16 protein-coding genes are annotated in these 22,936 nt (G+C 74.9%); 6 read left to right on the top strand and 10 right to left on the bottom strand.

Features of this window, described 5'->3' with window-relative positions:
* Nucleotides 1-32: 32 nt before the first annotated feature.
* The 5 genes from CPE01_RS04460 to CPE01_RS04440 all read right to left on the bottom strand — a co-directional run bounded on the left by CPE01_RS04460 (nt 33) and on the right by CPE01_RS04440 (nt 9,151).
* Complete coding sequence (locus tag CPE01_RS04460; protein WP_146805429.1) at nt 33-1,421, bottom strand: SpoIID/LytB domain-containing protein; 1,389 nt, start codon at nt 1,419-1,421, stop codon at nt 33-35.
* A complete protein-coding gene (wecB, locus tag CPE01_RS04455) occupies nt 1,418-2,485 on the bottom strand; it encodes a non-hydrolyzing UDP-N-acetylglucosamine 2-epimerase (RefSeq protein ID WP_146805428.1) in 1,068 nt (355 codons plus the stop codon). The genes CPE01_RS04460 and wecB overlap by 4 nt, the downstream gene beginning before the upstream one ends.
* A complete protein-coding gene (locus tag CPE01_RS04450; RefSeq protein ID WP_146805427.1) occupies nt 2,482-4,710 on the bottom strand; it encodes a cell wall-binding repeat-containing protein in 2,229 nt (742 codons plus the stop codon). The genes wecB and CPE01_RS04450 overlap by 4 nt, the downstream gene beginning before the upstream one ends.
* Entirely contained in the window at nt 4,707-7,244 is a 2,538-nt protein-coding gene (locus CPE01_RS04445) for a cell wall-binding repeat-containing protein (protein WP_146805426.1), read from the bottom strand. The genes CPE01_RS04450 and CPE01_RS04445 overlap by 4 nt, the downstream gene beginning before the upstream one ends.
* A 140-nt stretch (nt 7,245-7,384) precedes the next feature.
* A complete protein-coding gene (locus CPE01_RS04440) occupies nt 7,385-9,151 on the bottom strand; it encodes a glycosyltransferase (RefSeq protein ID WP_146805425.1) in 1,767 nt (588 codons plus the stop codon).
* Between the two features lie 167 nt (nt 9,152-9,318).
* Between CPE01_RS04440 and CPE01_RS04435 the strand changes: the two genes are divergently transcribed.
* Genes CPE01_RS04435 through CPE01_RS04425 form a run of 3 tightly spaced genes read left to right on the top strand, consistent with a single transcriptional unit; the run spans nt 9,319 to nt 13,823 of the window.
* Nucleotides 9,319-10,620, top strand: a complete 1,302-nt coding sequence (locus CPE01_RS04435) for a nucleotide sugar dehydrogenase (RefSeq protein WP_146805424.1) — start codon at nt 9,319-9,321, stop codon at nt 10,618-10,620.
* A gap of 49 nt (nt 10,621-10,669) precedes the next feature.
* On the top strand, nt 10,670-11,998 hold the full coding sequence (locus CPE01_RS04430; RefSeq protein ID WP_146805423.1) for a glycosyltransferase: 1,329 nt from the start codon (nt 10,670-10,672) through the stop codon (nt 11,996-11,998).
* On the top strand, nt 11,991-13,823 hold the full coding sequence (locus CPE01_RS04425) for a glycosyltransferase family 4 protein (protein WP_146805422.1): 1,833 nt from the start codon (nt 11,991-11,993) through the stop codon (nt 13,821-13,823). The genes CPE01_RS04430 and CPE01_RS04425 overlap by 8 nt, the downstream gene beginning before the upstream one ends.
* Nucleotides 13,824-13,885: 62 nt before the next feature.
* Here the strand turns inward: CPE01_RS04425 and CPE01_RS04420 are convergent, their stop codons facing one another.
* Complete coding sequence (locus CPE01_RS04420; protein ID WP_146805421.1) at nt 13,886-15,115, bottom strand: glycosyltransferase family protein; 1,230 nt, start codon at nt 15,113-15,115, stop codon at nt 13,886-13,888.
* 220 nt (nt 15,116-15,335) lie between these two features.
* Between CPE01_RS04420 and CPE01_RS04415 the strand changes: the two genes are divergently transcribed.
* Both CPE01_RS04415 and CPE01_RS04410 read left to right on the top strand, forming a co-directional pair.
* Nucleotides 15,336-16,646, top strand: coding sequence for a glycosyltransferase family protein (locus CPE01_RS04415; protein ID WP_146805420.1), 1,311 nt, complete (start codon nt 15,336-15,338; stop codon nt 16,644-16,646).
* Complete coding sequence (locus CPE01_RS04410; protein ID WP_146805419.1) at nt 16,643-17,002, top strand: hypothetical protein; 360 nt, start codon at nt 16,643-16,645, stop codon at nt 17,000-17,002. Before CPE01_RS04415 ends, CPE01_RS04410 begins: the two co-directional genes overlap by 4 nt.
* A 72-nt stretch (nt 17,003-17,074) precedes the next feature.
* Here CPE01_RS04410 and CPE01_RS04405 read toward each other — a convergent pair whose 3' ends face one another.
* Genes CPE01_RS04405 through CPE01_RS04390 form a run of 4 tightly spaced genes read right to left on the bottom strand, consistent with a single transcriptional unit; the run spans nt 17,075 to nt 21,377 of the window.
* Nucleotides 17,075-18,181 carry a glycosyltransferase gene (locus CPE01_RS04405; RefSeq protein WP_246783738.1) on the bottom strand — a complete coding sequence of 369 codons (1,107 nt, stop codon included), beginning with the start codon at nt 18,179-18,181 and terminating at the stop codon, nt 17,075-17,077.
* 35 nt (nt 18,182-18,216) lie between these two features.
* On the bottom strand, nt 18,217-19,350 hold the full coding sequence (locus CPE01_RS04400) for an ABC transporter ATP-binding protein (RefSeq protein ID WP_246783737.1): 1,134 nt from the start codon (nt 19,348-19,350) through the stop codon (nt 18,217-18,219).
* A complete protein-coding gene (locus CPE01_RS04395) occupies nt 19,328-20,197 on the bottom strand; it encodes an ABC transporter permease (RefSeq protein ID WP_146805417.1) in 870 nt (289 codons plus the stop codon). Before CPE01_RS04395 ends, CPE01_RS04400 begins: the two co-directional genes overlap by 23 nt.
* 7 nt (nt 20,198-20,204) lie before the next feature.
* Entirely contained in the window at nt 20,205-21,377 is a 1,173-nt protein-coding gene (locus CPE01_RS04390) for a glycosyltransferase family 2 protein (protein WP_146805416.1), read from the bottom strand.
* 217 nt (nt 21,378-21,594) lie between these two features.
* Between CPE01_RS04390 and CPE01_RS04385 the strand changes: the two genes are divergently transcribed.
* The gene (locus tag CPE01_RS04385) at nt 21,595-22,878 is read left to right on the top strand and encodes an LCP family protein (protein ID WP_246783736.1); all 1,284 of its coding nucleotides are present in this window, start codon (nt 21,595-21,597) and stop codon (nt 22,876-22,878) included.
* The last annotated feature ends 58 nt before the right edge of the window (nt 22,879-22,936 follow it).

Here is a 22,936-nt window from a genome sequence, read left to right as displayed (position 1 = left end):
CCGCGCGTGCGCGGCGGGGCGTGCCGCCCCGGTCAGCGCTTGACGGTGACCGCGAAGAGCGTGGAGCGCAGGCCGAGCGCGAGGCGGAACTGGTCGCCCGTGACCGTCGTCGTGCCGCCCGTCCCGGTGATCTTCACCGACGTCGCGCGGCCGCCGTACGCGCCCTTGCCGTCGCGCGTCACGCTCACCGACGTGACCGTGCCGACCGACGGGTACGCCCTGGCGAGAGTCGCCTTGCTCACGGTGACACTCCACGCGAACGTGTCGTACGGGTCCGGCTTGGCCTTGAGGTACGGCTGCGAGCCCCGGACGGAGTAGCCCCCGTTGGACGCGCTGAACTGCGCGAACGCGGGCTTGCCGCCGTAGGTACGGATCTTCCCGGCGGTGGCGCGCACCGCCGCGTCGGTCGCCGCGGTCGTGTGCGTCGCGGTCCGCCGGCCCTTGAGGTCGTACGACGCGGCGCCCTTGAACACCTGGCAGGACGTCGTGTCGCACGTGTCCCACCACCACGGGCGGTACCCGCCTGCCTGCTCGTAGGAGGCGTAGGTCCGGGCAGCGATCGCCTGCGCGCCGAGTGCCTGGGCGTGCCAGTACGAGGGCATCTCGGCGGGGACCACCGAGCGCAGGTACGAGCGGTAGCTGGACGTCAGGGTGACGTTCACGGTGCGCGTCGCGGCGTCGGTGAGGTCCGCGTTGAGCGCGCCGACGTACTCGGTCGCGGTGGAGCCCACGACGTTGCGCACCGTGTAGTCCGAGTCGGAGATCGTCACGCGCGTGGCGCCCGTGAGCGTCGCCTTGATCGCCGAGCTCGTGACCGTGGTCCACGTGCCGCCGACGCTCGCCTGCAGGCGCCAGCCCGAGCTGAGCCGGCTCACGCGCCAGCGGGACGGCGTCGCCTTGCGCGAGCCGCTCGTGACGGTCGTCGGCAGCGACACCAGCGAGCCCGTGCGGCCGGCGACCGGGTCGGAGCCGCGGATCCGCAGCCCCTTCTCGGCGACGACGTCGAGCTTGCCGTCGGTGTCGCCGCGCAGCCACACGTCGAGCGTGCGCGTGTCCGACGCGCTCGCCGGCGAGGTCCCCGGGTAGTAGACGGCCGCGATCTTCTGCGCCGACTGGCCCTTCTTCGCGCGGCCCTGAGCGCCGTACTGCGACAGCCCGATGCCGTGGCCGAACCCGCGGCCCTCGATCACGAGGTCACCCGCAGCCGCCGGGACCGCGCGCCCCGAGGCGGTGGCGAGCAGGCCGGACCTCAGCGCCGACTCGAGCGCGACGGCGGAGTCGGGCCCCGCACCGTCCGGACCGGCCGCGTCCGCCGACGCCGCGGGGGTGGCCGCGGACGCCGGGACGGCGAGTGCGGCGGCGAGCAGCACCGCCACCGCGGACGCGCCCGCGCGCGCTGCCGCGCCTCTGCGCGCGCTCACGGCCGACGCTCCTGCAGCACGGCCGCGACGCGCCGTGCGGCGTCCCCCGCCCCGTACGGCGTCGCCTGCGGCGACGCACCCGCTCCGCGCAGGACGATCTCGTCCAGCCGCGCGAGCTCGGCGATGGTGGGCACGAGCATGTTCCACTCCCCCTCGAGCGTCTCGACCCACTCCGTCTCGGTCCGCAGCGTCGTGCACGGGCGCCCGAGGAGGTAGGCCTCCTTCTGCAGTCCGCCCGAGTCTGTCACGACACCGCTCGCCCCGAGCACGGCCGCGACCATCTCGTGGTACGGCAGCGGGTCGGCCACGACGATCGAGCCACGGTCGAGGGCGATGCCGTGCTCCGCCGCCTTGGCGCGCAGCCGGGGGTGTGCGAGCAGCAGGACGGGCACGGGCAGGGCGGCGAGCGCCTCGACGATCGCCGCCAGGCGCGCGGAGTCGTCGGTGTTCTCCGCGCGGTGCAGGGTCGCGACGACGTGGTCGCCGTCGGGCGCACCCGGTGCGCGCGTGCCCGCGGCGAGCACCGCGTCACGCACGCGGAAGCACACGTCCGTCATGACGTCGCCGACGAGCTCGGTCCGCGCGGCGAGACCCTCGGCGGCCAGGTGGTCGACCGCGACCTGCGTGGGCGCGAGCAGCAGGTCGGCGGCGTGGTCCGTCAGGACCCGGTTGTGCTCCTCGGGCATGCGGCGGTTGAACGACCGCAGCCCGGCCTCGAGGTGCGCGAGCGGCACGTGGATCTTGACCGCGGCGAGGGCGGCCGCGAGCGTGGAGTTGGTGTCGCCGTAGACGAGCACCCAGTCGGGGCGCTGCTCGGCCATCACCGACTCGAGCGGGCCGAGCATCGCGCCCGTCTGGGCGCCGTGCGAGCCCGAGCCGACCGCGAGGTGCACGTCGGGCGCCGGGATCCGCAGGTCGGCGAAGAACACGTCGGACAGCTCCGGGTCGTAGTGCTGACCCGTGTGCACGATGACGTGCTCGACGCCCGCGTCCCCGAGCGCCTCGGCGACGGGAGCGAGCTTCACGAACTGCGGGCGCGCCCCGACGACGGACAGGACCTTCACCGCAGGGCCTCGACCACGGCGTCGGGCACCGCCCCCGCCCCTCCTGCGACGAGCAGCTGCGGCACCTGCCGGGCCGCGAGCCACGTGATCGTCGGCGCGGGTGCGCTCGACCCGGCCGTCAGGAGCGTGAGCCGGCCCAGCACGCCACCCGTGAGCGAGTCGACGAGGTTGGCGTCCTTGCCCGACGCGAGCAGCACCGCGTCGCTCCCGACGCGCGACTCGTACGCGGTGGCGACCGCGGCCGCCGTCGCGTACCGGTCGTCGCCCGCGAGACGGTTGAACGTCAGCCCCGCGGCGCCGAGCGCGGCCGTGACGTCGGCCGTGACGACCCCGGTTCCTCCGACGACCGTGGCCGTCCTCGCCCCGAGCGCCGTGATCGCGTCCTGGGTCGCCTTCGGGACGGCGCTGCGCGGCACGAGCAGGATCGGCTGCCCGCTCGCGGCGGCGGGGCCGCCCGCCGCGGCAGCGTCGACGAGGTTGGCCGCGACACCCGATGCCACGACGACGCTCGTCGCCTTGCCGAACGCCTTCGCGACCGCCGCAGCCGTCGCGTAGCGGTCGTCACCCGCGAGCCGGGTGACCTCGAGGCCTGCGCTGCGCAGCGCGTTGACCACCCGCGGACCGAGCACTCCCTTGCCGCCGACGAGCGTCGCGCGCGTCGCACCGCGTCGGGCGATCTCGTCGAGCGTCGCCTTCGGGACCGTCGTGCTGGTCGCGAGCAGGACGGGGGCCTTGAGCGAGCGCGCGTACGGCGCGGCCACGAGCCCGTCGACGAGCGACTTCTGCTCGCCCGAGACGATCACGACCTCGCGTCCCGTCGGGAACGCGGCCCGGCCGATCGCGGCGGCGGTCTGGTACCGGTCGTCGCCCGCGAGCCGCTGCACGGCCGACAGCGACCCGACCGAGAAGTACGCCGACCTCAGGCCCATCTTGGTGCGGACGCCGTCGGTGGTCACCTTGGTCTGCAGCAGCGCGGACCTGCCCGTCGACGAGGTGGCGCGCAGCTGCATCACCGCACCCGAGCTCGCGCGCTGGGTCACCGTGAGCGTGGCGACGTCGCCCAGCGACGGGAACTTGGCGCGCACCTGCGCCTGCGTCATGGTCGTCTGCCAGCTCGCGTACGGGTTGCGCACGCGCGGGTCGACGGACCACCTGTCGTCGCGGCTGCGCAGGTAGCTCAGCGTCGCGCTGCCCCACACGTCCTCCGAGTTCGTGGTGCGGCCACCCGTCGACGACGAGTAGTAGGTCTCGGCGAGCTTGCCGCCCGGGGCCACGACGACCTGCGCGCCGTTCTTGTTGCGGGTCGCGTCGACCGCAGCCACCCAGTACGTGCCGTACCCGGGCTCGGCCTCCTTGTTCCACCCGGTGAACTTCTGGTCGGTCGTCTCGTCCGTGAGGTGCGCGTTGAGCCCCGACCGGACGCCCGCCTCGACCTTGCGGTAGGCATACGTGCGTGCCGCGATGGCCTGGGCCTGCAGCGCGGCAGCGGGCCAGGAGGACGGCATCTCGGCGATCCCGTAGAGGTACTCGCTGTTCAGCCGCAGGGTGTTGACCACGTTCGTCCCGCCGCTGAGCGGGCCGAACGAGAGCATGCCGCGCGCGTAGCGCACGGTCCCGCTGCCGGCGTTCGCCAGCGGGACGCTCACCAGCCCGCCCGACCAGCTCAGGCGCAGCTCGGACCACGTCGACGGGTTGGTGCGGTACTCCACACCGTCGGCGACGACGACCACACGCGCCGTGCCGCTCGCGCTCGAGTAGGTGAACGTCAGCGAGCTCGCCTTGATCGTGTGCGTCGTGCTCGGCGCCGTGCCGAGCGTCCAGGTGGTCGACGAGTCGCGCGACACGGTGACCGAGCGGACGCCCGTGAGCACCTGCACGCGCAGGAGCGGGTCGTCGGTGCGGCGCGTGACGGTCGCCGGCTCGTAGTAGTGCTCGAGGATGCCCGCACCCGAGTAGCCGTCGAGCGCCATGCCGTAGGCGCCGTACTGCGACATGCCCAGGCCGTGGCCCCATCCGCTGCCCGTGAACGTGAACGTCGACGGGACCGCGGCGGCGGCGCGCACGCTCGACGTCAGGGCGCCGCGCTCGGTGCCCGCCGCGGGGACGTCGGCGGCCCCGGCCGCGGGCGTCATGAGGCCGACGAGGAGGGCGACGACCGCCCCCGCGACAGCGCCCCTCAGTGCGCGGCGACCGTGCCCGGCCGCCGCGTCGTGCTCCTGCGTCATCTCACCGCGCCGATCAGTAGTCGTGCCGTGGCGGGGGTGATCGCCCCCGGCCCGCCGGCGAGGTCCAGGTCCTTCGTGCCGACCGAGGTCAGCCAGCGCTGCACGTCGGTGTGCCCGCTCGCGCCCGGGACCAGCACGACGAGCCGTGCGAGGGCCCCGGCCGTCACCGAGTCGATCAGGTGCGCGTCCTTGCCCGCGGCGACGACCACGCGGCTCGTGCCGACGCGCGAGGCGAAGCCTTGCGCGGTCGCGAGCGCGGTGCCGTACCGGTCGTCGCCCGCGTAGCGCACGACCTTGCCCTTCGTCACGAACTCCACCTGCTCGGCGGTCGCCTCGGAGACCGCGCCGGTGCCACCGACGATCGTCGTGCGCGTGACCTTCCGGTCGATGATCGCGCTGCGCGTCGGGGTCGGGAGCTTCTTGCGGGTCGTGAGCAGGACGGGCTGCTTGGTCCCGGCGGCCGCGCCGCCCGCGGCCGCTGCGTCGACCAGGTGCGCCTGCTCGCCCGACGCGAGCACGACCTGCGACGAGGCGGGCATCGCCCGCGCGACCGCCGCCGCGGTGCCGTACCGGTCGTCGCCCGCGAGGCGCTGCACGTCGTCGACGCCCAGACGGCGCAGCTCGCGCGAGAGCGCGGTGCTCAGCACGCCCGTGCCGCCCACAAGCCAGACCTTCGACGGCGAGCGCCGGAGGATCTCGTCGCGCGTCGCCGCCGGCAGCGCGTCACGCGCCGAGAGCAGCACGGGCGCGTTGCGCGACCGGGCGAACGGACCTGCGACCAGCCCGTCGACGATCGACGCCTGCGTGCCGGCGACGATCACGACCTCGTCGGAGCCGGACGACCGCGCGCCGCCGAGCGCGACCGCGGTCCCCCACCGGTCGGCGCCGCCCCAGCGGGACAGCCCGCACGTCTCCTTGCCCGCACCGCCGGACGGCAGACGCTCGACCCAGACGGAGTCGCTCAGGCCGTGCCGCGTCGTCGTGATCTTGTAGATGCCCGCGGACGCCCGCGACCCGCTGTCACGGTTGCCGTCCCACGCGACGTCGACCCAGCCGCGGCCCTTGCCGGACAGCGTCCGCACGATGCCGCCCGCGCACGCGGACCGCACGGTCGCCGTCCACGCCGTCGTCGAGGCGTTGTAGGCCTGCGCGACCACGGCGCTGCCCGGCGTCGCCCACGTGACCGCGCCCCGCGAGACGACGCGGTTGACCTGGTCGGCGGCGTAGGAGCGGATCGTGCTCAGCCGGTCGTACGTCTTCTGGCCCGGGCACGCGGTCGACGCCACGTCGCGGTGCCCCATGATCACGGGCAGAGACCCCGTCCAGCCGGGCTTGCGCACCGGGTGCGTGCTGCCCTCGCGCGCGGTCAGCACCGTCGTGCCGAGCGGGTCCCGCGCGAACGTCGCGAGCTTCCAGGCCGCGACCTGCGCGACCGAGCGCATCGCGGCGTCGGGCGGGGCCGAGCCGGTGAACTCGCCGATGATGGCGATGCCGATCGTGTTCGTGTTGAAGCCGCCCGAGTGCACGCCGAGCGGGATCTTGTCGATCGAGCCCTTGCGGCCCTCGTACACGGTCCCGAACCGGTCGACGAGGAAGTGGTAGCCGACGTCACTCCAGCCGCGGCCCTTGACGTGGTACTCGTAGATGCCGCGCACGAGCGCGGGCGCCTGCGCCCTCGAGTAGGTGTTCGCGTTGACGGTGTGGTGCACGACGGCCGCCTGGATGGTCGAGCTCCAGTCGATCGCCTTGCGGATCGACTCGTCGGCGTGCCACTGCTCACGCGTCACGAGCGCGGGTCGCAGGCGCGCGGGGCTCACCCCGGCGGTCGCCGCCGCCTCGACGTCGTCCACATCCTGAGCGGCTGCGCTCGCCTCGGCGGCGGCCGCGTCACCGGCCGCGTCCGGCGCGGTCGTGACCTTCGCGTCGGCCAGGTCCTCGACGCCCGCGTCGACGAGCGTCGCGGCCAGCCCCGTCGGGGCGATCCCGCTCGCGGTCTCGACCCGCACCTGCAGCCCGTCGGCCCCGGTCCGCACGTACGGCGTGGTGCCGGGCCGCGCGGCCTTGGCCTCCGCGGTCCCCGCGTCGGGCGCCTCGGGGTCGATCTCGAGCTCGGTCCAGCTCGACCACGCGTCGTCGTGCCGCGTCCGCACGAGCACGCGCCCGACGTCGACGCCCTGGTCCCACGTGACGCCGACGACGTCGAAGTCGGTGGTCGCGCGCGCCGGCGTGAGGACGGCGAGGCGCCCCGCCTGTCCCGCGTGCTCGTCGTCGACCTCGACGGGCAGCGCGAGCGCCGCGCGGCTCGCGGTGTCGACCCTCGCGGACAGCGCGAGCGTGGTGGTGCTGACAGGGGCGTCGGGTGCGACGGGCACGCTGAGCCCGGACCCGGTGGCGCCTGCCGCGATGCCGGCCCCGGTGCCGGTCATGCTGCCGGTCGAGCTGCCGCCGGGCGACGCGGTCGCCGCGGGCGCGAGCGTGGTCAGCAGCGCGGCGACCACCGCACCGGCCAGGATCGGTCGGCCGCCGTGCGGCACAGGTGCTCCGCGAGGTCGCATCGAGGTGCCCTTCACTGCTGAGACTGGTGCCCGAGCGCCGCGGGAAGGGCCCGAACCGCCGTCACAGTAATTCACACCTGTCACACATGCACGTTTCACCGGGCCACCGGCGAGCCGCGTCACCGTGCGGAACGGGCCCCTGCGACGAGCCTCGAGACGAGGTCCAGGTCGGCGTCCTGGACGACGGTGGCGCCCGGGCTGCGCTGCGCGATCCGTTCGGCGAGCGGCCTGCCCTGCGCGTGTCCCCAGGTCACGAGCACGGGATCCGCGACGAGCGCCGCGGACTCGCGGGCGACGACGCGCGCGAGCGCCCCCGGATCGATGCGCGCGTGGCCCGGGCGGCCCACCACCTGCTTCCACCGCGCCGACAGCCGCTGCTGGCGGCGTAGCGCGGCGTCGACGGCCTGCGGGCGGCCCGCGGCCCGCGCCACCGGCCCGGCGGCACGGATCAGCGTGCGCGGCACGGCGTCGAGCACCCACTTCTCCATGCGGTGGCTGAGCAGCCGTGCCCGGACGGGGCTCACGTCCACGCGCTGCACGCGGTGGTCGAGGTCCAGCTCGTCGGCGAGCTCGTCGGCCCGGTCGGCGACGAGCACCGCACGCGCGCCACGCCGCACGGCGTCGCGCACCACGCGGGCCGCGCCCGGCACGGCCGAGCCGTGCAGCGCGACCGCGACGACGAGCGGCGCATCGGGCGCGGGCTCGTCGACGGGCGCACCACGCAGCGCGTCCGCCAGCACGGCCGCCACCGGTCCCGTGCCGAACCGCACCGCGAGGTCGTCGCGCACGAGCCACGGCCGGGCACTCGCGCGTCGCTCCTCGAGGTCACGCACCGCCGCGATGACGTCGTCCACGCCGTCGCCCACCGGGACCAGGCGGGCCATGCCCTCGTCCTGCGCGACGTCGAGCGTGCGCACCCCACCGCGCGTCGCGGTCGCGACCACGGGAAGCTCGCTCGCGAGCGCCTCGACCGCCGTCAGGCCGAACGTCTCGGCGACCGACAGGTGCACGAGCACGTCCGCGTCGCGGTAGAGCTCGCCGACCTGCGCAGGCGCGACGCGGCCCACGAACGTCACCGCGTCGGCGACGCCGAGCTCGGCCGCGAGCGCGCGCATGCGGTCGGCGTCGACGCCTCCGCCGGCCACCGTGAGCGTCGCGGTGGGACGCTGCTCGTGCCACGCCGCGAACGCGCGCACGAGCCGCAGCACGCCCTTGGCCTCGAGCAGGTTGCCGACGTACAGCCAGCGGTGCAGGTTCGTCGGCGGGACGTCCCCCGGCACGAAGCGCTCGACGTCCAGCGGGTTGGGCACGGTGTGGACCTTGTCGGCGACGTCCGGGTAGCGCTGCTGCAGCGCGCGTGTCGTGTCCTGGCCCACGGCTGTGACCAACGCCGCCTCGCGGACCGTCCGCGCGTACATCGCCTCGGACTCGGGCAGCGCCCAGAGCTTGTTGAGGTAGGAGGCGTGCTCGCTCACGACGACGCGCGTGCGGTCGCCGAGCAGGTCGACGACCGCCCAGCCCGTCGGCATCCCGACGTGCACGTGCACGACCTCGGCCTCCGCGAGCGCCTGCGCGTACGGCGCGAGCGCGTCCCGGACGAGCTCGGCGACGCGGGCGCGCGGCGTCAGCGGGTCCATGGGCACCGGCAGGTGCAGCACGTCGAGGCCGTCGACGACGCCGCGCGAGGCCGCGACAGGCTCGGCGTCGAGCGCACGCACCTCCGTGTGCACCACGAGCGGGTCCGGGAAGTGGGACAGCAGCGCGCGCGTCGTCTCGCGCACGAACGCGCCGCCGTAGGGGTTGCTCGCCGTCGGGTACCACGGCGTCACCACGACGAGCCTGTCGCGCACGTCGGAGGCGATGAGCGCGGGCTCGGCGTGGACCACTCGACCTCCTGGGGGCACGGCAGCGGCGGCGCTGCTGCAGGGGGGACATTCGAACCCTGACCGGCTCGAAGCCGTCGTTAGTATAGGGAGGCCGTTCGCCCGGGTTGCCCGGACTCATCTGCCCGGGCTCGCCGGCCGCCCACCGCCGTCTGCACCTTGAGGATCCTGTGAAGATCGCTGTCGTCGCCCTTGGCAAGATCGGCCTCCCGCTGGCCGTCCAGTTCGCGTCGAAGGGGCACGACGTCGTCGGCGTCGACGTGAACCCGCAGGTCGTGGCGCTCGTGAACGCCGCCACCGAGCCCTTCCCGGGCGAGGCGCACCTGCAGGAGAAGCTCACCGAGCTCGTGCCGGCGGGCCGGCTGCGCGCGACGACCGACTACGCCGACGCGATCCCCGGCGCCGACGCCGTCGTGCTCGTGGTGCCGCTGTTCGTCGACGACGCGACGTGGCAGCCGGACTTCGGCTGGATGGACGACGCGACGCGCTCGCTGGCCGCGCACCTGACGCCCGGCACGCTCGTGTCCTACGAGACCACGCTCCCGGTCGGCACCACGCGCACGCGCTGGAAGCCGCTCATCGAGGAGATCTCCGGCCTGACCGAGGGTGAGGACTTCGACCTCGTCTTCTCCCCCGAGCGCGTGCTCACCGGACGCGTCTTCGCCGACCTGCGCCGCTACCCGAAGCTCGTCGGCGGCCTGACCGAGCGCGGCGCGCAGCGCGCGACCGAGTTCTACGAGGCGGTCCTCGACTTCGACGAGCGCCCCGACCTCGAGCGCGCGAACGGCGTGTGGGACCTCGGCTCGGCCGAGGCCGCCGAGCTCGCGAAGCTCGCGGAGACCACGTACCGCGACGTCAACATCGGCCTGGCGAACCAGTTCGCGCGGTTCGCCGAGCGCGAGGGCATCGACGTGCAGGCCGTGATCGACGCGTCGAACTCGCAGCCCTACAGCCACATCCACCGGCCCGGCATCGCCGTCGGCGGCCACTGCATCCCGGTGTACCCGCGCCTGTACCTGTTCAACGACCCGGACGCGACGGTCGTGCGGGCCGCGCGCGAGGCGAACGCCGCGATGCCCGCGCACGCGGTCGCGCTGCTCGAGGCAGCCACCGGCCCGCTGACCGGGCTGCGCGTCGTCGTGCTCGGCGCGGCGTACCGCGGCGGCGTCAAGGAGACGGCGTTCTCGGGCGTCTTCCCGACGGTCGAGGCGCTGCGCGCCGCGGGCGCGACGCCGCTCGTGCACGACCCGCTGTACTCGGACGAGGAGCTCGCCAAGCTCGGCCTGGACGCCTACCACGTGGGCGAGCAGGTCGACGCGGCGGTCGTGCAGGCGGACCACGCGGAGTACCGGACCCTCGGCGAGGCGGACCTGCCGGGCGTGCGCACGCTCGTCGACGGCCGCGGCGTCACCGACGCCGCGCTGTGGCCCACGGTCACCCGTACGGTGATCGGGCGCGCCTCGCGCGCCTGACGCGACCGCACCGCAGCCGCCAGGACGCCCCCAGGACGACGGGACACGAGTGAGCACCACCAACGACTCCGGCGCACGTCCGCACATCGCGATCGTCGCGATGTTCTTCCCGCCCTCACGTGCGAGCGGCGTGTACCGCCCGCTCGCGACCGCGAACCTGCTGGTCGAGATGGGGTGGGACGTCACGGTCGTGACGGCCGACCCCTCGTTCTTCGACGACATCACGGGTTCGCGCGACGACAGCCTGCTCGCCGCGATCGACCCGCGCGTGCGGGTCGAGCGGGTGCCGGTGCCCTCCCAGCACCTGCAGCGTGACGTGCGCAAGATGTCACGCCTGCGCGCCGACATGCCGCTGCTCGCCACGGCGGGCGCGCGGATCGGTCAGAAGGTGTTCCCCGACAAGTACGTGACGTGGCTGCCGGGGGTCGTCAAGCGTCTGGCGGGCGTGCACCGCCGCCAACGCGTCGACGTGGTGCTCGCGACCGGGAACCCGTGGACCGCCTTCCGCGCCGCGTACGACTTCGGCCGGCTCGCGCGCGTCCCGTACGTCATGGACTACCGGGACTCGTGGACGCTGGACCAGTTCAACGAGCGTCCGGCGTTCGCCGACGACTCCCGCGAGGTGGCCGCCGAGCGGCGCCTCATCGAGGCCGCGGCGCGCGTGGTGCACGTCAACGAGCCGATGCGTGCGTGGCACGCCGAGCGCTACCCGCGCGCCGCCGACCGCATGCTCGTCGTGGAGAACGGCTTCGACCCCGAGCTGCTCGGTGAGGTGAAGCAGGAGGTCCCTGCTCCGGACCGGCCGCTGCGGTTCGGCTACCTCGGAACGATCACGAGCCACCTGCCCCACGCCGCGACGTGGCACGGCTGGAACCTCGCGCTCGGCACGCACCCGGAGCTCGCGGGCGCGACCGCACACCTGTACGGCCACCTGGGCTTCTTCCCGCGCGACGCGCAGGCGCTGCGCGCGATGATCCCCGGTCCCGAGGCGGGCGTGCTCCTCGAGGGTCCGGTCGCGAAGGCGGACGTGCGCGCGGCGTACGAGTCGCTCGACGTGATCCTCATGATGATCCCGTCGTCACGCTTCGTGACCGCGGGCAAGACGTACGAGTGCCTCGCGACGGGCAAGCCGGTCGTCGCGATCCACACGCCCGAGACCGCGGCGACCGAACCGATGCGCGGGTACCCGCTGTGGTTCCCGGTCCGCTCGGTCGACGGCCCGGCGGTCGCGGACGCGCTCGTCGACGCGGCGCGCGCGGCGCGCAGCGCCACGCCGGAGGTCTACGCGGCAGCGCGCGCGCACGCCGACACCTACCGGCGCGAGAACCAGGTGCGCGTGCTCGACGCCGCGCTGCGGGAGGTCATCACACGTGCTTGAGGGCAAGCGACTCGTCGTCACCACACCGTGGTACCCGGTCGAGGGCCGGCCGTACGACGGCATCTTCGTGCAGGAGTCGGTCGCCGCGCTCGGGCACCCGGCCGAGCTCACGACGATCGTGCACGTGCGCAACCTCCCGCCGGGCGCCGAGGCGGGCGTGACACGCTCGACGACGCCGTACGGCGAGCTCGTCCGCATCGACCTGCCGGTCGACCCGATGAGCCCGCGCGTCGACACCGCCCGCCTGCAGCGTGAGGCGCTGCGCCGCGCGGACCTGCCCGAGCTGCGGGACGCGGACGTCGTGCACGCGCACGTCGGCATGCCGACCGGCTGGGCCGTGAGCGGTCTGCTGCGCCCGGACCAGCAGCTCGTGGTCACCGAGCACGCGACGTACCTGCGCACCGTGCTGCGGCTGCCCGAGGGCGCGAAGCTGTACGGCGAGCTCATGCGCCGCGCGCAGTGGTACCTCGCGGTGTCCGAGCTCGAGGCCCGGCGGGTCCGCGGCCTCTACCCCGAGCTCGGGTCGCGCGTGCGGGTCATCGCCAACCCGGTCGACGACGAGCGCTTCACGCTGCGCGAGCGCACGCCGACGAGCCTGGACCGGTGGGTGTTCGTCGGGAACCTCATCGAGCGCAAGGGCGTCACGACCCTCGTGCGGGCGTTCGCGCAGTGGGCCGACGAGCGCCCGCGGACGGCGCACCTCACGCTCGTCGGCGGCGGACCCGACCGTGACGAGCTCGTCGCGCTCGTCGCCGAGCTCGGCCTGCAGGACAAGGTCACGTTCCACGGGCACGCGAGACCCGACGACCTGCCCGGGATCTTCGCCGAGCACGACGTGCTCGTGCACCTGTCCGCGTTCGAGACGTTCGGACTGACCGTCGTCGAGGCCGCGATGTCGGGCCTGCCGGTCGTGGTGACGACGAGCAGCGGCCCGCAGGAGACGCTCTCCGACGCCGCGGCGTCGGGCATGGCCGAGTACGTGGGCCTGCCGGCCACGCCCGAGAGCACCGTCACCGCGGTGCACCGCCTCGAGGACGCGCTGCCCACGGCCGACGCCGCGGCCGTCCGCGAGGTCCTCGTGAGCCGGTACGGCGCGCAGCACTACGGCGAGCGCCTGCGCCGTGCGCTCGCCGGACGGCCGCCCGTGCCCGCGCCCGCGGCCGATGCACCGCTCGTGCTGTGCCTCGCGAGCACGCAGCTCGCCGCCCGCCGCCTCGTGCGCGTGCAGTCGGAGGCGCTGCGCGCCGGCGCGCGCGTCGCGCTCGTCACCGCCGCGGAGAACAACGGGCCGCAGACCGAGCCGTACGTCGACGTGCTCGACCTCGGCCCGCAGGTCCACCGCGGCCCCGCGCACCTCGTGCCGCACGTGATCGTCGACGTCGTCCCGAAGACGCTCGTGCGCGGCGTGCGCCGCGGCTGCACCCTCGTCGCCTCGACGTCGACGCCGCTGCGGGCTCCCGCGCAGCGCGGCGTGAACCTGACGAGCAAGGTGCTCTCGAAGCACCACCAGCTCGCGCGCCGCGTCGAGACCGTGCTCGACCGCCGGGTGTACTCGCACATCGGTCCGGCACGGATCGCGCGGCACGTGGTCGACGAGCACGGCGCGTGGCTCGACGCGCACGTCCCCGACGTGATCGTCATGGGCGACGAGGCCTCGGTGCCGCTGGCGTGGCGGCTCGCGCAGCGCTACCCCGACGCCGAGATCGTCGGAGCGGTCTCCGACGCGGTCGTGCGCGACCTCGTCGCGACCGCGCGCGAGCGCGCCGCCGCGGCCACGCAGGGCTCGAGCGCGGCCCCGGAGCCGACGGCGCCGACGCAGGACTGACGGCGGCGGCGCAGGGCGACGGGTCGACGCAGGGCGACGGGTCGACCGGCGGAAGGTGCGGCTCAGCGGTCCGCGGGCGCCTCGAGACCGAGCGCGTCGACGAGGACCGACGCGCTGCGGCGGCCGTCGTGCAGCGCGCGGACGAACGCAGGCCCCCGCGCAGCGAGCTCGCGGGCGCGCGCGCGGTCGGTGACCACGTCCCGCAGCGTCGCCTCGAGCCCGTCGGGGGCCGTGTCCCGCACCGGCAGCGCGTGGCCCGTCGCCGCGACCTCGGCGCGCACCTGGGCGTCGACCTGGCTCACGACGACGCGGCCCGCGGCCATCGCCTCGCACGCCGCGACGCCGTAGATGCCGAGCCGGAACTGGTCGAGCACCACGTCCGCGCCGCGATACAGGTCGCGGACCTCGTCGGCCGGTACACCCGCGACCTCGCGGTAGGTGAGCAGCCCCTCGCCCTCGAGCGTCCCGACGGCGCGCTCGACGAGGTCCGTGCCCTTGAGCGCCCGGTTGCTCGGGGCGTGCACGACGAGCGGTCGGTCGCGTGCGAGCAGCGGCTCGTCGCTCGACCACGTGTCGGCGTCGACGATGACGGGGCACCAACGCGCCCCCGGCCAGACGGGCAGGAGGTCGGGGGTCGAGACGAGCACCGGTCCGTCGAACGCGGCGGCGCGGCGACGGTTGCGCAGCGCCACGGCCTCGAGCGAGCGCGTGCGGGCGTCCGCGGTGCCGAACGGCGAGTCGGGGTGCGTCGCGGCGTGGACGCTGGGCACCCGGATGTCCGTGCCGTGCCACAGCAGCGCGACCCGCACGCCGTGCGCCTGCAGCGCGTGCGCCTCCGCGACGGGGTCGTAGCCGTGCAGGCGGCCGAACAGCGGTCGGCCCGCCTCGATCACGACGGCCTCGACCGTCTCGACCACGCGGTCGAACACGCGGCGCTGGTAGGCGCGCGACGCGCGGTGCACGGCCGTCAGCGGTGCGCGGTGGTCCGCGCCGAACCGGAAGCGCGGGTCGGCGGCGAACGCCCAGCAGACCGCCGGGACGCCTGCGCGGTCGAGCGCGGACGCCCAGGCGAGCCCCTGCCCGGCGAAGTTGGCCGGTCCGACGAGCACCCGCGCGGGACGGCCCGAGCGCGGTGAGACCAGCGTCGGCACGTCGCAGGCGTCGGCGGTCCACGGCGTGCGCGCCCACTTCGCGACGTCCAGCGCGCGGTCGAGCCGCGCCGGGAGCAGGTGCCGACGCGCGGTGACCGCCCCTGCCGCCCCGGCCGCCAGGTCGCGTGCTCGTCGTGCCACGCCCACGTCGTCCTCCGCTCTCGTCGGCCCAGGTCGTCGGCCCGGGTCGTGAGCCCAGGTCGTGAGCCCGGCGACCATCCTCCCCGATCGCGGCAGGTCTGACCGGCACCTCGCGCGAGGCGCCGGCTACGGCCCTCGCGGTAGGCCGGGGCACGCGCCGACGGGCACGTCTGGTCGCGTAACCTCGGGGGCGGCCCGACCCCGCGCACCCCGAGGAACGATGACCAGACCGCCGCACCTGCTGTACCTCGCGTGGGGCTTCCCCCCGTCGCGCGCCGGCGGCGTGTACCGCGCGCTCGCGACCGTCAACGCGTTCGCCGACGCCGGCTGGGACGTCACCGTCGTGACCGCGTCGCGCGAGACGTTCGAGCGCTACACCGGCGCCGACGCCTCGCTCGAGGAGCGCGTCGACCCGCGCGTCGTGGTCCGCCGCATCGGCTTCGACTGGCCCGCGCAGGACACCGACATCCGCCGCTACAGCCCGCTGCGGGTCGCGCTCCCCCCGGTGTGGGCACGCCTGCGCCGGCTGAAGGACGAGCGGACCTTCCCCGAGCCGTCGTACGGGCCGTGGCGCGCTCCGCTGGCCGCGGCGGCACGCGCGGTGCACGACGACAAGCCGGTGGACCTCACGCTCGCGACCGCGAACCCGCACGTGACGTTCGCCGCCGCGCACGACCTGTGGCGCGCGGCCGGCGTCCCGTACGTCATGGACTACCGCGACGCCTGGACGCTCGACGTGTTCTCGGGCCGCACGACGACGAGCGCGCGCTCACGCGTCTCGCGCTGGCAGGCCAGGCTCCTCGCCGACGCGCGCGAGGTCTGGTTCGTCAACCGCCCGCTGCGCGACTGGCACGCGCGGCACTTCCCCGCGGTGGCCGACCGCATGGTCGTCGTCGAGAACGGCTGGGACCCCGCGCTCCTGCCGCCGGTCCCGCCGGCCGTGCCGCACGACGGCGGTCTGCGGTTCGCCTACCTCGGGACGGTCACGCCCAAGGTCCCGCTCGGCGAGCTGCTCGCGGGCTGGCGCGCCGCGATGGCGGACGGGCGCCTGCCGGCGGGGTCGACGCTCACGCTCGGCGGTCACCTCGGCTACTTCGCCGTGCCGCAGGGCCCGCTCGCGGAGGTCCTCGCCGATGCCGCGACCGACGGCGTCCGCTACGTCGGACCGGTGGCCAAGGCGCAGGTCGCCGACTTCTACGCGAACGCGGACGTGCTCGTCCTGGCGCTCGGGACGGGTCGGTACGTCACGAGCGGCAAGGTCTACGAGTACGTCGCGACCAAGCGGCCGATCGTCGCCGTGCACGACCCGGCGAACGCCACGACCGACGTGCTGGCCGACCACCCGCTCGTCGCCCGGATCGACGCGGTGACCGCCGACGAGGTCGCGCGCGCCCTCGCCGAGGGTGCCGCACTCGTCGATCGGCAGGACGAGCAGACCCGCGCGACGCTCGACGCGCTCGCCGACCGCCTACGCCGCGACCGGCAGCTCGCACCGCGCGTCGCCGCACTGCGCCCGCGGGAGGACGCATGAGCACCGCCACCGTCCTCGTCGTCGCCGCGCGGCACGCCTCCGACGACGCCATCGAGGCGCACGCCGACGCGCTGCGCGCGGCCGGAGCCGAGCTGACGGTCGTCGACCTCCGTCCCGCACGGCTCGCCGAGCGTGGCGCACGCTCCGCGCTGCGCGCGGTCCGGGAGACGGCCGACTCGTGGGCCGCCGCGCGACGCCTCACCGCCGACCACCGGCAGCTCGTCGCGCACGCCGACCTGGTCGTCGCCGCCGACAGGACCGCGGTCGCCGCGGTCTGGCGCTGCCGACGCTGGAACCCCCGCGCCGAGCTGGTCAACGGGGTACCGGCCGCGCTCCAGGCCCTCGGCGCGCGCTGACTGCGACGGGCAGGCTCGTCCAGCCGGACGAGCGAGGCCGTGCACGATCCGCGCCGGGGGCGACGTCGGACGTCAGGCGCCCCGGTCCGCGCCCTCGTCGGGGGTCGTGGGCGCGTCCGGCACCAGACGGGCGATCGCGTCGGCGAACGACGCGAGGTCCTCCCCCGCGACGTACGAGTCGGCGGCCGCGAGGGCCGACGTGCGCAGCCGCTCGTGCTCGGAGCGGTCCGCCGCCCACGCGCGCAGGGCCTGCGCGGCCTCCTGCGAGTCGGCCACGACGACCCCGGCACGCGTCTCCCGCACCACGGCAGCGCTGCGCGGCAGGTCGGTCGTGATGACGGCGAGCCCGCAGGCGAGGTACTCGAACAGCTTCGACGGGATCGCATCGCGGAAGGCGGGCGTCGCGTCCAGCATGAGGAAGCCCACCCACGCGCCGCGCGCGAACGTCCACGCCTCGCGCGGAGGCTGGCGACCGTGCCACCGCACGACGCCGGACAGCTGCGGCGAGGCCAGGCGCGCGAGGAACTCCTCGCGGTCGGCGGGCGCGATCGGCCCGACGAGGTCGAGCTCCCAGCCGCCCGCGGCCTCGACCGCGTCGAGCATCGCGAACAGCCCGCGGCTGCGCCGCAGGTCGCCGATGTAGACCGCGCGCGGCGTCGGCCCCGGGTCGGTCGGGGCGGGCAGCATCGAGGTGTCGGCGAGGTTGCGCACGACGAGCCGGCGCTCGGCGTCGGGCATGAGGTGGTCGTCCGCGACGACGAGCAGGTCGGCGCGCCGCGCGGCGCGCGAGCCGAGCCGCGCGGAGACCGCAGCGACCGCGCCGCGCAGGCCCGACGCCCAGGCGCGGTCCTTGAGCAGCAGCTCGTAGTCCTCGTGCACGTCGGTCACGAGCGCGGTGCGTCGGCCGCCCACGCGCCGCAGCCGCTGCGCGAGCCGTGCACCCGCCGCCGAGTCCGGGTCGAGCGCGACCACCACGTCGCCGCTGGTGCGCAGCGGCAGCGTGAGCGCGTACCAGGCGCGACGCGTCACGCCCCGGCGCGGCCACGTGCGCGTGCGCGCCCCGGGCGGGCCCGAGCCGGCCGCCCCGAGGCCGAGGACCTCGACGCGCAGACCGGCACGCTGCAGCGCAGCCGCCTCGCGGTGCAGACGCGCGTCAGCGACATCGTGACCGGAGGTCACGATGCTCACCTGCGGCCTCACCGCGTGGTCTCCATTCAGAGATCTTCGAGGGTGAAGGCGTTCTCGCCGACCTCGAGGAAGCGCGTGTAGGCGTCACCGCATGCCTGCGGGGTGCCGCGCATCATGAGTCGGCCTTCGTGGATCCAGATCGCGTCGTTGCACAGCTCGCGGATCGACGCGAGCGAGTGGCTGACGAGGAACATCGCACGCGCCGAGGACATGAGCTCGTCCATCTTCGCGGCGGCCTTGTTCTTGAACCTGGCGTCACCGGCGGACAGCGCCTCGTCGATGAGCAGGATGTCGGGCTCCATGTGCACCGAGACCGCGAACGCCAGGCGCTGGGCCATGCCCGCGGAGTAGGTGCGCAGCGGGAGGTCCATGAAGTCGCCGAGCTCGGCGAACTCGGCGATCTCCTCGGCCCGCTCGGCCACCTGGGCACGCGTCAGGCCCTGCGCGAGGCCGCCCAGCATGACGTTCTCGCGGCCCGACAGCGCCCCGTTGAAGCCGACGCCGAGCGACAGCAGCGAGCTGATCTCGCCGCGGACCTCGATGCGTCCGCTCGTGGGCGGCAGCACGCCGGCCAGCGCGCGCATGAGCGTCGACTTGCCGGCACCGTTCGCACCGATGATGCCGAGGGCCGTGCCCTCCATGACGTCGAACGTCAGGCCCTGCAGCGCGTGCACCTCGCGCACGGCACGCTCGCCGCGACCCAGGCGCACGATGGCGCTCTTGATCGTCGGCACCTTCTCGAACGTCGTGCGGTACGTGATCGTGAGGTCCTGGACGCTCACCGCGGGCGGGGCGTCCGGGTCGACCGGGTACGTGCGCTCGATCCGCGGCTTCGTCACCGCGGCCGCCGGGGCGGTCTCAGGTGCGGGCGCGTCCTCGACGGGCGCGTCGGCGGGCGGCTCGTCGCCCGGCTGCGGCGTCGCGGCCTGCGCGGCACCGCCCTCGTCCGACACCGCACCCTCGCCCGACACCGCGGACCCGTCGGCGGCCGGGGCGTCGGCCGCGGGTGCCTCGACGACGGCGGACGAGTCGGTCGCGGCCTGCGGCTCCGCGCCGGGGGCGTCCGGAGCAGCGACGGCGGGGTTGTCAGCGGCGGCCTGCGCGTCGGTCCGACGAGCAGCACCCTGCGTGTCCATGTCAGAGGCGGACAGCGAACTCACGCTCCCTCGACATGAAGAGCAGCGACCCGGCGACGGCGGCGATGAGCGCCCACGCCGCACCGGCGAGCCACACCTTGGGCTCGGGGACCTCGTTGAGCAGGGCGAGCTGCGTCCAGCCGCCGATCAACGAGAACAGCGGGTTCCCGACGAGCATCAGGTGCGCGAACCGCTGCCCGTGCCCGCCCAGGTCGTCGATCGTCCACAGCACCGGCGACAGGTAGAGCCAGATGCGCGTGAAGAACGGCAGGAAGCTCGACGTGTCCCGGAAGTAGACCTGCAGCGTCGCCATGATCGCCGCGAGCCCGAAGCTGAACACCGTGAGCATCAGCAGGAACACGACCGACAGCACCATCTGCCAGCCCCAGGGCTCGTCCGTGAACGCCTTGATCACCAGGAACACGGGAACCGTCGGCAGGAACCGGAAGAACGCGGTGCGCACGGCGGCCAGCGGCATGAGCAGGCGCGGGAAGGCCATGTTCATGATCAGGCGTCCGCCGCCGGTGACGGAGGTGGCGCCCTGCTGCAGGCCGCCCGCGACGAGCTGGAACACGAACAGTCCGCACACGATGTGCGCGAGGCGGTCCACGCCGCCGCCGCTGTTGCTGATGATCGCGACGAGCAGGTAGTACACGAGCGCCATGAGCAGCGGGTTCAGCACGAGCCAGAGCTGCCCGAAGACGGTCTGCGTGTGGGCGGCCCGGATGCCCGACCGCGAGAACTCGGCGGCGAACGGGAGGCGGTGACGCAGGTCGCTGAAGTACGGCCCGAACTTGGGCAGGCCGGCGCGGTGCGGCTCGTAGACGCGAAGCTCGCCCCGACGCGGGCGCACGGCTTCCTGGGTGGGCATGTCTGGCTCAGTCCTCCGCCGAGTGACGGTTGATTCCCTCGCCCGCGGCGGATCGGGCCGGTCGGGACGCATTGGCCGGATCAGGATAGAGGACGGACGCCCGCGAGCCGCCAGCCTCGCGCCCCACACCTCGCAGGAAGCCCGAGCCCCAGGCGACGTGCATGGTCGCGATCGCGGCGGGCAGGCGCAGCCGCGCCGCGGGTCGCATGCCGCGTCCGACGACGACCGACCCCGCGAGCACGCCGACCACGTACGCGGCGGGCACCGCGGCGCCCGCGACGAGCCACGTCGGGCCCACGGTCGCCCCGACCACGCCCAGCACGGCGCCGCCGACGATGCCGACCACCGCGGCCGGCGGCGTGAGGTACCGCAGCCCCGCGGTCTCGGGGTGGTGCCGCACGACCTGGCGTCGCCACTGCCCGCTGCGGAAGAACTGCCGGGCGAGCGAGCGCACGTCGCCGCGCGGGCGGTAGGTCACCGCGAGACGCGGGTCGAACCACACGACCTCACCGTTCTCGCGCAGCCGGTGGTTGAGCTCCCAGTCCTGCGCCCGCACGAAGTGCTCGTCGTACCCGCCGACGCGCTCGAGCGCGTCCCGGCGGAAGACCCCGAGGTAGACGGTCGGGGCCGGACCGGCCTCGCCCCCCGTGTGGAACGACGCGGCGCCGATGCCGAGCCTGCTGCTCATCGCGCGAGCGACGGCCTCCTCGAACGGCGTGGTGCCCACGGGGACCATGAGGCCCCCGACGTTCGCGGCCCCTGTCTCCAGCAACGCCTCGACCGCGACGCGCACGTAGTCGCGGTCGATCTCGCTGTGCCCGTCGACGCGCACCAGCACGTCGTGCGCCGCCGCGGCGACCGCGATGTTGAGCCCGCACGGGGTCAGGCCCGTCGGGTTGTCGAGCACGCGCACGCGCGGGTCGCGTGCCGCGATCTCGTCGGCGATCGCGCGCGTGCGGTCGTGGCTGGGCCCGACCGCGACGACGACCTCGAGCTCGCCGGGATAGTCCTGGTCCAGCACCTGCTCGACCGCGGCCGTCAGGTGCCGCTCCTCCTCACGAACCGTGAGGAACACCGAGACCGCAGGAAGAGCGACCGGAGGGGACGCGTCCGACGGCGGCGAGACCGGGGAGAGGTCATGGGTGCCGTCGGGGGCCGACGGGCTGGTCGAGGGGGACATCGCGGACCAGGCTAGCCCAGCCGAACCCCCCGGAGGTGCGCGCCTGGGGACAGCCGGGCGACGCGCGCCGACGAGGCCGGGCGCTCGGCCGCCACGCGTCCGCCGCACCCGCGGCAGGGAGGGGGGCGGGCGCGCGTGCGCGGATCTTCACGAGCTCTCCACCGCGTGGTCGCAGGAGTTCCCGCGCGCACGGCAGGACGCTCCTAGCGTCAGCCGCGTGACACGCCATCACGGGCCGGCCGACCGCGAGCCCGCCGACCACGGGGCTCCGCAGCACGAGACCCCGGGCCCGACGACGACCAGGCACGCCCGCGCGCGCCGCGACCGCCGGGCGTGGCGCGTGGTGGCGCTGACCGCGCTCGCCGCCGTGACGTTCACGGGCACCGCGGCGCTCGCGTTCGTCGCCCGCCTCGAGGGCAACATCGAGCACGTCGACCTCGACCCGCTGCTCGGCCCGCGCCCCACGCAGGCCGCCCAGGAGGTCGACCCCGCGGCTGGCCGCGCCCGCACGATCCTGCTGCTGGGCTCCGACTCGCGCGACGGCAGGAACGGCGCGATCGGCGGCCGGGTCTCGACCAGCATGCGGTCGGACACGACGATCGTGCTGCACGTCTCGGCGGACCGGTCCCGCGTCGAGCTCGTGTCGATCCCGCGCGACTCGATGGTCTCGCTCCCGGAGTGCACGACGACGAGCGGCGAGACGATCCCGGCGCGCGACTACCGGCAGTTCAACGAGGCGTTCGCGCGGGGCTGGGACCACGGCGGGGACCTCGAGTCGGCGGCGGCCTGCGCGTGGCGTGCGGTCGAGGCGACCACGGGCGTCGTCGTCGACGAGTTCATGCTGGTCGACTTCGTCGGGTTCCGGGACATGGTCGACGCGATCGACGGCGTCTGGATCTGCGTGCCCCGGGACATGGACGACGACAAGGCCAAGCTGCACGTCAAGGCCGGCTACCAGCGGTTCGACGGGCCGACCGCGCTGGCGTTCGCGCGCTCACGTGGCTTCCAGGGCAACCTGGGCATGGACGTCGGACGCATTGGCAACCAGCAGCGACTCCTGGCGGCGATGGCCGACAGGGCGCTGTCGGACGACGTGCTGACCGACGTCCCGGCCCTCATGCGCCTGCTCGACGCCGGCACCCGCTCGCTCACGACGTCGATGGGCACCACCGACATCGCGGGGCTGGCCCGCAGCCTGCGCGGCGTCGGGAAGGGCGACATCACCTTCCTGAGCACCCCGACGGTCCCCGACCCGGACAACCCGAGGAACCGCCTGGTGTGGTCCGACGAGGCCGCGACCGTGTGGGACAACCTGGCCCGCGACCTGCCGGTCCTGACCGGCACGTCGCAGGACCCGGCGCGCGACCGCCCGACGGCGGGTACGACGCCGCCCACCGCCGGCGCGACGCAGGCACCCACCCGGACCCCGGCGAGGACCGGCGCGACCAAGAAGGCGGGCCGTGAGGCGTTCACCCTCGCCGACGAGACCGCCTCGTGCTGAGCGCTGCGTCCTGCGGTGTCCGGATCGCCCGCTGACCTGCACGGATCGTGACATCCGA

It is taken from the genome of Cellulomonas persica, assembly GCF_007989825.1.
GTDB classification, from domain to species: Bacteria; Actinomycetota; Actinomycetes; order Actinomycetales; family Cellulomonadaceae; genus Cellulomonas; species Cellulomonas persica.
This window is presented reverse-complemented; position numbering and strand designations above follow the sequence as displayed.